Source organism: Mycobacterium sp., from assembly GCF_046095365.1.
In the GTDB taxonomy this organism is placed as follows: domain Bacteria; phylum Actinomycetota; class Actinomycetes; order Mycobacteriales; family Mycobacteriaceae; genus Mycobacterium.
This window is the reverse complement of the sequence record NZ_JBJTJF010000108.1, coordinates 23,868-33,737: the sequence shown is the minus strand read 5'-3', so window position 1 is coordinate 33,737 and position 9,870 is coordinate 23,868. Positions and strand designations below refer to the sequence as shown.

At 68.8% G+C, this 9,870-nt stretch carries 9 protein-coding genes and 1 tRNA gene; 7 read left to right on the top strand and 3 right to left on the bottom strand.

Features of this window, described 5'->3' with window-relative positions; translation table 11 throughout:
- Positions 1-8 precede the first annotated feature (8 nt).
- Genes ACKOQ4_RS09010 through ACKOQ4_RS08995 form a run of 4 tightly spaced genes read left to right on the top strand, consistent with a single transcriptional unit; the run spans position 9 to position 4,139 of the window.
- Positions 9-1,241: a hypothetical protein gene (locus ACKOQ4_RS09010; RefSeq protein WP_526290970.1), complete on the top strand. Its 1,233-nt coding sequence runs from the start codon at positions 9-11 to the stop codon at positions 1,239-1,241.
- On the top strand, positions 1,238-1,972 hold the full coding sequence (gene ppgS, locus ACKOQ4_RS09005; protein ID WP_526290964.1) for a polyprenyl-phospho-N-acetylgalactosaminyl synthase PpgS: 735 nt from the start codon (positions 1,238-1,240) through the stop codon (positions 1,970-1,972). The genes ACKOQ4_RS09010 and ppgS overlap by 4 nt, the downstream gene beginning before the upstream one ends.
- Positions 1,969-2,310 (top strand): DUF2304 domain-containing protein, encoded by a 342-nt coding sequence (locus ACKOQ4_RS09000; protein ID WP_526290962.1) that lies wholly within the window; start codon positions 1,969-1,971, stop codon positions 2,308-2,310. The genes ppgS and ACKOQ4_RS09000 overlap by 4 nt, the downstream gene beginning before the upstream one ends.
- 20 nt (positions 2,311-2,330) lie before the next feature.
- Positions 2,331-4,139 carry a hypothetical protein gene (locus tag ACKOQ4_RS08995; RefSeq protein WP_526290960.1) on the top strand — a complete coding sequence of 603 codons (1,809 nt, stop codon included), beginning with the start codon at positions 2,331-2,333 and terminating at the stop codon, positions 4,137-4,139.
- On the opposite strand, the gene ACKOQ4_RS08990 is transcribed toward ACKOQ4_RS08995, so the two are convergent.
- Positions 4,136-4,636: a hypothetical protein gene (locus ACKOQ4_RS08990; protein ID WP_526290958.1), complete on the bottom strand. Its 501-nt coding sequence runs from the start codon at positions 4,634-4,636 to the stop codon at positions 4,136-4,138. The genes ACKOQ4_RS08995 and ACKOQ4_RS08990 overlap by 4 nt on opposite strands.
- Positions 4,637-4,757: 121 nt before the next feature.
- Here ACKOQ4_RS08990 and ACKOQ4_RS08985 point away from each other — a divergent pair, with 121 nt between their 5' ends.
- The 3 genes from ACKOQ4_RS08985 (at position 4,758) to ACKOQ4_RS08975 (ending at position 8,391) form a co-directional block, all read left to right on the top strand.
- On the top strand, positions 4,758-5,858 hold the full coding sequence (locus tag ACKOQ4_RS08985; protein WP_526290956.1) for a transporter substrate-binding domain-containing protein: 1,101 nt from the start codon (positions 4,758-4,760) through the stop codon (positions 5,856-5,858).
- The gene (locus ACKOQ4_RS08980) at positions 5,855-6,958 is read left to right on the top strand and encodes a transporter substrate-binding domain-containing protein (RefSeq protein WP_526290954.1); all 1,104 of its coding nucleotides are present in this window, start codon (positions 5,855-5,857) and stop codon (positions 6,956-6,958) included. Before ACKOQ4_RS08985 ends, ACKOQ4_RS08980 begins: the two co-directional genes overlap by 4 nt.
- A gap of 203 nt (positions 6,959-7,161) precedes the next feature.
- Positions 7,162-8,391, top strand: a complete 1,230-nt coding sequence (locus ACKOQ4_RS08975) for an oxygenase MpaB family protein (RefSeq protein WP_526290952.1) — start codon at positions 7,162-7,164, stop codon at positions 8,389-8,391.
- A 126-nt stretch (positions 8,392-8,517) separates the two neighbouring features.
- Here ACKOQ4_RS08975 and ACKOQ4_RS08970 read toward each other — a convergent pair.
- Positions 8,518-8,593 (bottom strand) — tRNA-Thr (locus ACKOQ4_RS08970).
- A 52-nt stretch (positions 8,594-8,645) separates the two neighbouring features.
- Positions 8,646-9,860 carry a DNA polymerase III subunit delta' gene (locus ACKOQ4_RS08965; RefSeq protein ID WP_526290950.1) on the bottom strand — a complete coding sequence of 405 codons (1,215 nt, stop codon included), beginning with the start codon at positions 9,858-9,860 and terminating at the stop codon, positions 8,646-8,648.
- Positions 9,861-9,870 lie beyond the last annotated feature (10 nt).

Here is a 9,870-nt window from a genome sequence, read left to right as displayed (position 1 = left end):
CCGCCGCGGTGACGGCAGGAGCGGGGCCGGTGCAGCGGGGCAGCGTGCCCCGAGTCGCCGACCCCACCGCGGTTGCCGCCGTCGGCGGTTACGGCGTGATGTACCTGGCGGCCCGCCGGCTGGAACCGGCGGGCTTCTCGGTGTTCGGGGTGTTCTGGGGCGCCTTCGGCGTGGTGGCCGGCGCGGCCAACGGGTTGCTGCAGGAGGCCACCAGGGAGGTTCGCTCAACGGCCTCCAACCGCGACGCCCCGGAAGGCCCGCACACCCGGCCGATCAGGGTGGCCGCCGGGGTCGGCGCCGTGGCGGCCGCCGCCGTCGCCGGAAGCTCGCCGCTGTGGGCGCCGCACGTTTTCGCCGAGTCCCGGCCGCTTTCGGTGGCGCTGCTCTCGATCGGGCTGGCCGGTTTCTGCATGCACGCCACGCTGCTGGGGATTCTCGCCGGCGCCGGACGGTGGTCGCTGTACGGCTCACTGATGGTGACCGACGCCCTCACCCGGGTGCTGGTGGCCCTGGCGGCGTTCGGCTTCGGCTGGGGTCTGGACGGGTTCCTGTGGGCGACCATCGCCGGCTCGCTGGCCTGGCTGCTGGTGCTGGCGGCGGCACCGGCGGCACGGGCAGCCGCCCGGATGCCCACCGCCGGAAGCGTTTCGGGATTCCTCCGCGGCGCCGCGCACTCGATTGCCGCCGCGGGGGCGAGCGCGGTCCTGATCATGGGCTTCCCCGTTCTGCTCAAGGCCACCTCCGGCGTGCTGGGCGCGGCGGGCGGTGTGGTGATTCTTGCCGTCACGCTGACCAGGGCGCCGCTTCTGGTCCCGATGACGGCCATGCAGGGCAATCTCATCGCCTACTTCGTCGACCACCGCAGCACCCGGCTGCGGGCCCTGCTGGCGCCGGCCACCATCGTCGGGGCGGCCGGGGCGGTCGGGGTGGTGGCCGCCTTCCTGCTCGGACCCGCGATCCTGCGCACCGCGTTCGGACCGGAGTATCAGACCAGCGGTGCGCTGCTGGCCTGGCTGACCGCCGCGGCGGTGTCCATCGCGGCGCTGACGCTGACCGGAGCCGCCGCGGTCGCCGCGGCCCTGCACCGGGCCTACGCGATCGGATGGGTCGGGGCGACGATGGCCGCCACGTTGCTGCTCACCCTGCCGCTCGACCTGGAACGGCGAACCGTGGTGGCACTGCTGTGCGGGCCACTGGTCGGCATCGCGGTGCACCTCGCCGCTCTGGCGCGCACCGCTTGAGGCACACCGGATCGGCCCCGGTCAGCGTGTACTTTGAGGGCATCGAAACATCCGGGGTCTGGATCATCGTTCCAGCATTCAACGAGGCGCAGGCGGTCGGCGATGTCGTTGCGGACCTGCGGTCGGAGTTCACCCATGTGGTGTGCGTCGACGACGGCAGCCGGGACGGCACCGCCGACGTCGCCCTGCGCGCCGGCGCACACGTGGTGTCCCATCCGGTGAACCTGGGACAGGGTGCGGCCATCCAGACCGGCGTCGAGTACGCCCGTCGCCAATCCGGCGCGCAGGTCTTCGCAACCTTCGACGCCGACGGGCAGCATCGGATCAAGGACCTGGTGGCGATGCTGGGAAGGCTCTCCCGCGGGGATGTCGACGTCGTGATCGGCACCCGTTTCGCCGGGCCGACCCTCAGCCACACCCCGCCGGCCAAGCGGCTCATCCTGCGGACGGCGGCGCTGCTCAGCCCGAGCAGCAGACGGCTGCGGCTCACCGACGCCCACAACGGGCTGCGGGTGTTCAACCGGACCGTCGCCGACAACCTCAGCCTGACCATGAGCGGCATGAGCCATGCCGGCGAGTTCGTCAAGCTGATCGACGAGAACCATTGGCGGGTGGCCGAAGAACCGGTCGAGATTCTCTACACCGAATACTCGCTGTCCAAGGGCCAGCCGCTGCTCAACGGGGTGAACATCGTCTTCGACGGGTTCCTGCGAGGAAGGATGCGCAGGTGAACTGGATCCAGGTGCTGCTGATCACGGCGGTGATCGCCCTTCTGGTGTATCTGCTCAAGGCACGCACCGACGCCAAGGCGAAGGCTTGGGTCAAGGTCGGCTACGTGCTGTTCGTGATCGCCGCGGTCTACGCGATCCTGCGGCCCGACGACACCACCGTCCTGGCCAACTGGCTGGGAGTGGACCGCGGCACCGATCTGCTGTTCTACGCGATGGTGATCGCCTTCGTGTTCACCACCATGAGCACCTATCTGCGGTTCAAGGAACTGGAACTGCGCTACGCCCAGCTGGTGCGGGCGGTGGCGTTGCAGAACGCCCGGGCGCCCGAACAGGGCTGACCTCCGCAGAGCTCATGTCGATGTCCGTTCGGCCGGTTCTGCGTGCCCACCCGGTCGCCGTGGCGGCGGCGGCGCTGATCGGACTGCAGCTGGCGGTGCGTGCCGTGCTGGCCTTCGGCGGCTACTTCTACTGGGATGACCTGATCCTGGTCGGGCGGGCCGGCACCCAGCCGCTGCTGTCCCCGTCGTATCTGTTCACCGATCACGACGGGCACGTGATGCCGGCCGCCTTCCTGGTGGGCGGCGTCATCACCCGGCTGGCGCCGCTGGTGTGGGCCTGGCCGGCGCTGAGCCTGGTGGTCATGCAGTTGCTCGCCTCACTGGCACTGCTGCGGGCACTGTGGGCGATCCTCGGCTGGCGGCCGGTCCTGTTGGCGCCGTTGTGTTTTGCGCTGTTCACCCCGCTGGGGGTGCCTGCCTTCGCGTGGTGGGCGGCCGCGCTGAACTATCTGCCCATGGTGGCGGCGCTGGCCTGGGTGTGTGCCGACGCGGTTCTTCTGGTGCGCACCGGTTCCCGGCGTTACGCCGTCACCGGCGTGCTGGTGTTCGTGGCCGGGTTGCTCTTCTTCGAGAAGTCCGCGGTGATCCCCTTCGCCGCGTTCACCGTCGCGGCGCTGCTCGCCTATGTCCGTGGCGAGAGCAATCCGGTGGCCGAGGTGTGGCGCCGCGGCCGGCCGCTGTGGCTGGCCACCCTGGCGATCACCGCGGGCTGGGTCGCGCTCTATCTGGTGGTGGTGAACCAGAAGCGGTGGAGTTCGGATATCACGATGACGTGGGACCTGTTGTGCCGCTCTGTCACTCACGGAATCGTGCCCGGCCTGGTCGGAGGTCCCTGGCAGTGGCAGCGCTGGGCGCCGGCATCTCCGTGGGCGGTTCCCCCGGTGGCGGTGATGGTGCTGGGCTGGGCGGCGCTGGCTGCGGCGGTGGCGGTCTCGATGGTGCGCAAGCGCCGGATCGGTGCCGTGTGGCTGGCAGCGGCCGGGTACGCGGTCGCATGTCAGGTGCCGATCTATCTGATGCGCTCGTCGGCCTTCACCGCGCTGGAACTCGCCCAGACGTTGCGGTACCTGCCGGATCTGGTGGTGATGTTGGCCTTGCTCGCGGCGGTGGGGTTGAACGCTCCCAACCGCCCTGCCGCCTCGTGGCTCGACGCGTCGGCACGGCGGCGCTCGGTGCTGATGGCTCTCGGACTCGGGTTCCTCGCGAGCAGCCTGTTCTCAACGGCGACGTTCCTGACCAGCTGGCGGGACAACCCGACGAAGTCCTATCTGACCAACGCGATCCGGGGCCTGTCGGCGGCCAGGGCGGCCTCACCGGCGCCGATGCTGGATCAGGAGGTCGATCCGCTGATCCTGCAGCGTGTTGTCGGCCCGCAGAACCTGGCCAGCCATCTGTTCGCGCTGATCGCCGACCGGCCGGAGTTCGCCGGCTCCACCGCCAGGTTGCGGATGCTGGACTCCGGCGGCCGGGTGGTCGACGCCCAAGTGACGTGGGTGCGCCGGATCCCGGCCGGGCCGCAGCCCCGGTGCGGTTATCTGATTCAGCCGGACACCACGGTGCGGATGCCGCTGGACGGCCCGCTACTGCCCGCCGAGTGGACCGCGGAGATCAACTACCTGGCGAACACCGAGGGGAGCCTGGTCTTCTCGCTGCCGGTCGGCCCGGAGAACAGGGTGGCGGTCAAGCCCGGACTCAACCGGGTCTACGTCCGGCTTTCCGGCGCCGGCGATGCGATCACGGTGCGGGCCGCGACGGCAGCCCTGTCGGTGTGCCTGGCATCGGGTCCGGTGGGTCACCTCGCCCCCGCCGGTGTCCGCCCCGGCGGCTAATCCGCCACGTCGGACTCGCGGGTCCGGATGATGATGTCGGCGACCCCGCTGCGCACCTCACGGGCAGCCATCGTCGTCGCGACGGTGGCCATCTGGATGGCGGTGTCGCGGTCGTCACTGAGCAGATAGCTCGCGGCCGTTCCGACCACGTCGGCGAACTGCTCACGCAGCAGGCACTCGATTAGCCAGAGAGCATCCGCGGCGTGGGTCAGCGGAACGCAGGCGCGCAGCATGCCGAACACGTCGGCGTCGATCCTGCGGTACAGGTGCTGCGCGAACACCCGCTTGGACAGGTCGATCCCCCCGGGCAGTCGCAGCATCACCTCCTGGCCGGCCAGCTTGGTCACCAGCGGCTCGGTCGAGCACATGACCAGCCGCACGAAGCGACTCGTCAGATCGGCGGCGGTGACGGCGGCCAGCGGATCCTCCAACTGAGCGAGGTCGACACTGAGGTCGACACTGTCCGGCAGAGGCTGGGACGGGTAGGTATCGGGCATGGCGCCATTGTTTCAGGATGGTCTGACATTTCACCGTACAAGGGCGGCGCACCGAACCGGGCATCGCCGTTCTATCCTGGCTGCGGTCCGGTAGCCATCCGGACGGAGAGGCCCGGAAACCGTGCTGTCACGCCTGCGCGCCGTCGCCGTCGCGGTGTTGCTGGTGGCGGCGATAGCAGGCCTGCCCGGACTGGTCCCGCGGGCCGGCGCCGAATCGCGCGCGGTCACGGTGGCGACCTACAATCTCGAGCCCTTCGTCATCACCGAGGGCACCGTCAAATACGGCTTCACCATCGACCTGCTCGACGAGATCGCCAAGCGGACCGGCTGGCGCTACACCTATCTCGACGGCGGCAACGTCGCGGGTCTGCTCGCCGCCGTGCGCGAGGGCCGTGCCGACCTGGCCGCCTGCAACATCTCGATCACCGCCGAGCGGGAGAAGATCTTCGACTTCACCCAGCCGATCATTGCCGCCGGACTGCAGATCGTCGTTCCGGCGGCCAGCACCGAGCGCGTCCAGCCGGGGCTTCGGGACTTCATCAAGCTGCTGTTCTCCCACACCATGCTGGTCTGGCTGCTCGCGGCCCTGGCCCTGACCGTCCTGCCGGCGCACATCATCTGGCTGATGGAGCGCGGCGACCCGGGCTCGATGGTGTCGACGCCCTACTTCCCGGGCATCTTCCAGGCCTTCGGCTGGGGTCTGGGCATGCTGGCCGCCGCGCCGTTCGACCCGCCGCAGCGGTGGCCGATCCGGATGGTGACGGTGCTGTGGACCTTCGTCAGCATCATCTTCGTGGCCTACTACACCGCCATCCTGACCAGTAACCTCACCGTGGCCAAGATCCAGTCCCAGATCGGTTCGCCCGCGGATCTGATCGGCAAAAAGGTGTGCACGGTGGCCAACACCACCTCACCGCCGGCGCTGACCCGACTCGGGGTCGCTTTCACCAGCCTGCCCAAGATCGAGGACTGCTACGCCGGGCTGAAGGACGGCAGCTTCGAGGCCGTCGTCTACGACGCGCCGGTGCTGGAGTACTACGTCAACCACGACGGCGCGGGGATCGCCGCGATGGCCGGACCGGTGTTCAAGGACGAGGACTACGGGATCGTCTTCCCGATCGGGAGCAGGCTCAAGGAGGAGGCCGACGAGGCACTGCTGTCCATGCAGGAGGACGGCGCCTACGACCTGCTCAAGCAGAAGTGGTTCGGCAAGACCCGATGATCGGCATCCGGCTGCGCTCGCTGATGGTCGTCGCTGTTTTCGTCGCGACCATCGGAGGGTTGCCCGGTCTGGTGCCGCGTGCCGACGCCGCCCCGCGCGGGGTGACGGTGGCGACCAGGGAGCTGACGCCCTTCGTGATGACCGACGGCGAGGTCAGGTCCGGTTTCACCATTGATCTCCTTGACGAGATCGCCAAGCACACCGGATGGACCTACACCTACGTCCAGGAGAGCAACGTCGGGGGGATTCTGAAGGCGGTCGCCGACGGTCGGGCCGACATGGGCGCGAGCGCGGTGTCGATCACCAACGACCGGGCCAGGCAGTTCGACTTCTCCCAGCCGATGCTCAACGCGGGCCTGCAGATCATCGCCCCGATGTCCAACACCGAACACGCCCACCCGGGCCTGGTCGATTTCCTCAGGCTGGTCTTCTCCAAGACCATGGTGGTCTGGTTGTGGGCGGCGCTGGTCCTGACAATCCTTCCGGCACACATCATCTGGCTGATGGAACGCGGCGACCGGGAGTCGATGGTCTCCAACTCCTACTTCCCGGGCATCTTCCAGGCCTTCGGGTGGGGTCTGGGAATGCTGGCCGCCGCGCCGTTCGACCCGCCGCGGCAGTGGCCGATCCGGATGGTGACGGTGCTGTGGACCTTCATCAGCATCATCTTCGTCGCCTACTACACCGCGATCCTGACCACCAATTTCACGGTGGCCCGGATCACTTCGCAGATCAAGGCGCCCTCGGACCTGGTCGGCAAAGCGGTGTGCACGGTGGCCAACACCACCTCCGCACCGGCGCTGGCCAAACTCGGGGTGCAGTACACCGGCGCCGCCAGGATCGACGACTGCTTCGCCGGTCTGGAGAAGGGTGCCTTCGATGCGGTGGTCTACGACGCCCCGGTGCTGCAGTACTACGTCACCCACCGCGGGGCCGGGGTCGCCGATGTGGCGGGCCCGGTCTTCAAGGACGAGGACTACGGGGTGGTGTTCCCGATCGGCAGCGAACTGCGCCGGCAGTTCGACGACGCGCTGCTGGCGATTCAGGAGGACGGCGAATTCGACCGGCTCAAGCAGAAGTGGTTCGGCACCGGCGGGTGAGCCGGTGACTAGTCCAGGACCCCTGATTCACCGTCCACGGACAGAGAGCAGCTCCCTGACTGAAACCTGAGTATTCACCGTACGACCATTTCTTTATCGGCCAGGACAGGGAGGGTCAGACCGATCAAGGTCAGGGGCTCTGACAAAGCCGGGCCACCGCGAACCACCCTTGGACAGGTGCCGGCTTCTGGTATAAGACGGCAATGGGAACGCCCGACCAGTACCCCGGCAGGTTCATGGCCGGAGAGGCCCGTAACCGCCGAATCGGCCAGCCGCTGCAGCGGTTGACCGGCATCGCTTCTCCGGATCCCCGGGTGCTCGATCGGATCGGGCGGGCGTTGACGGAACGTGACGAGCCTGCCGCGGCTCTGGTTGCCGCATTTCGCCGCCACTCCGGGGACCCCGCCCGGGTCACCATGCGCCAGTTCGACACCGCCCTGCAAGCAGGCGTGGACTCGGTGCCGGACTGCCCCGAGGCGCTGCGCACGTTCTTCGCCATCGTGGAAGAGACCCCGGACTGGGTCGACTTCGACTTGATCAACGACGGAGCGAGGGCCTACCGCAGCTACGGCCGCAACGTCAGAGACGTCATGGCCGACCTGTGCCTGATCGGTGGATACCGGTTCGGAGGTCCGCCCGACTTGCTTGTCCTGACCGGGATGCTCGCGGGATCGGGGGCACTGAAGCGGATGGGCGAGACGGTGCACTGGTCCACCGCGGTCAGCGAGCACGACGGCATGCGCCGCCACTCAGACGGTTTCAAGCTGACCGTCCATGTGCGCCTGATGCACGCCCTGGTGAACCACTCCTACGAAACCAACGGTCGATGGGACACCGCCCAGTGGGGCTTGCCGGTCAATCAAGCCGACCAAGGATTCACCCTCGGGTTGTTCAGCTCGGTGATGCTCAGTGGTCTGCGGCAGCTGCGCGTGCGGGTCACCGCCGATGAATCCCGGGCCATGATGCACCTGTGGAAATACGTGGGCTGGTTGATGGGAGTCGGCGATGACTTCCTGCGCGACAGCGAAGCCGAACAGAACCGGTTGGAATACCATTTCCTGCTCAGCCAGGGACCGCTGACCAGCGCCGGCCCGAAGCTGGCCAACGCCATCGTTGACGCCGAACGCAACCAACACTTCCCCAAGCTTCAGCGGCTGCGCAGCGCCTACGCCCACTTCCGGCGGCTGAGCATGCTGCGATTCTTCCTCGGCGACGACGGCATGCGGGAACTCGAACTGCCACGCACCCCGGCCGTAGCCGCCTACCCCGTCATCGCCGGGAACCTGATCCGCTATCAGCTCCTGACTCGCACACCCAGAGGCCGTGAGTGGGTGCAACGCTGGGGACAGCGGTCCCGCAACCTCGTTCTCGACAAGCACTTCGGGCCGCAATCACGCCAAGTCGCGCCGCTGCCGCTGAGCGCCCAGGCCTGAACCCGACGGACGCGTCGGACACGTCGCCCCATCCGGGCCTGCCCTGTCCCTCACTGCCATGCCGCTTCAACTTGAACAAGTCGCCGGTTGGGGCGAGCGCCGGGATATCCGGATCCCCCTGTTAGATGGAGCCGCCTGGGGGAATCGAACCCCCGACCTATTCATTACGAGTGAATCGCTCTACCGACTGAGCTAAGGCGGCATGGCTTTCAGCCCCTTGTTTGAGAGGCCGTATCTGAAGCCGAGGCCAGAGTCTACCTTCCGGGGCGCAGGGCCTCGCCCACGGTGGCGACCATCGCGTCGACGGCGAATTTGGGCTTGACGTTGGCGGCCAGCGCCTCGCGGCAGGCCAGCACCGCCTCGATGCAACGCAGCAACCGGTCCGCGGGCGCATGGGCAGCCAGCGCGACGACCTTCTCCGCCATATCGGGGTGGTTGGGTGCGACATCGGCCGCACCGCCGGCCACCATGAGCGCGTCCCTGAAATAGGCCGCGAGGTCGATCAGCGACCGGTCCAGGGCGTCGCGCGACGCGCGGGTCCGGCGCGACTTCTGTCGCTTCTCGAGCTCCTTGAGCGCACCGGCCGCACCGCGCATCGCTCCGGCGGTGCCCCGGCCGGTGCCCCCGGCGCCCAGTGCTATCTGCAGGTCCTCGGTTTCGGTCTCGTTTCGTTCGGCGGTCAGTGCGACAGCCTCCGCCTCGGCCGCGGCCACCAACTCCTCGACGGCGGCATACGCCCGGGCCGGGGTCGCGGCGTCCCGGGCCAGCCCCAGAGCCCGGGCACGGCGGTCTCGGGCCTCAGGATCGGTGGCGAGCCGGCGGGCCCGGCCCACGTGGCCGCCGCTGACCGCCGCGGCCCAGCGGGCCCGGTCTTCTGTCAGCCCGTCGCTGTCGGTCAGCACCCGGGCGATGGCCTCCGCCGACGGGGTCACCAGGGCAACGTGGCGGCAACGGGAACGCAGCGTGACGGAGATGTCCTCGGGATCCACCGACGGCGCACACAGCAGGAACACCGTCGACGGCGGCGGCTCCTCCACCACCTTCAACAGAGCGTTGCCGGCACCCTCGGTGAGACGGTCGGCGTCCTCGATTACGACGATCTGCCAACGCCCGGTGGACGGCCGCCGCGACGCGGCGGCGACGATCGCCCGCATCTCATCGACGCCGATCGACAGGCCCTCCGGAACGATCCGGCGGACATCGGCGTGAGTCCCTGCCATGGTCGTGGTGCATGCCCGGCACCTCCCGCACCCGGGGGTCCCGTCGTCCGAGCACTGCAGCGCGGCGGCGAAGCAGAGCGCGGCCACCGATCGGCCCGACCCGGGGGGCCCGGTGATCAGCCAGGCGTGCGTCATGGAGCCGGTTGCGGCGCCGTCGTGAGCGGCCTGACCGCGGGCCGCGGCGGCCGCGGCAACCAGCTCCGACTCGACCGCACTCTGGCCGACCAGCCTTGCGAACACCCCGGACATCGACTGTCAC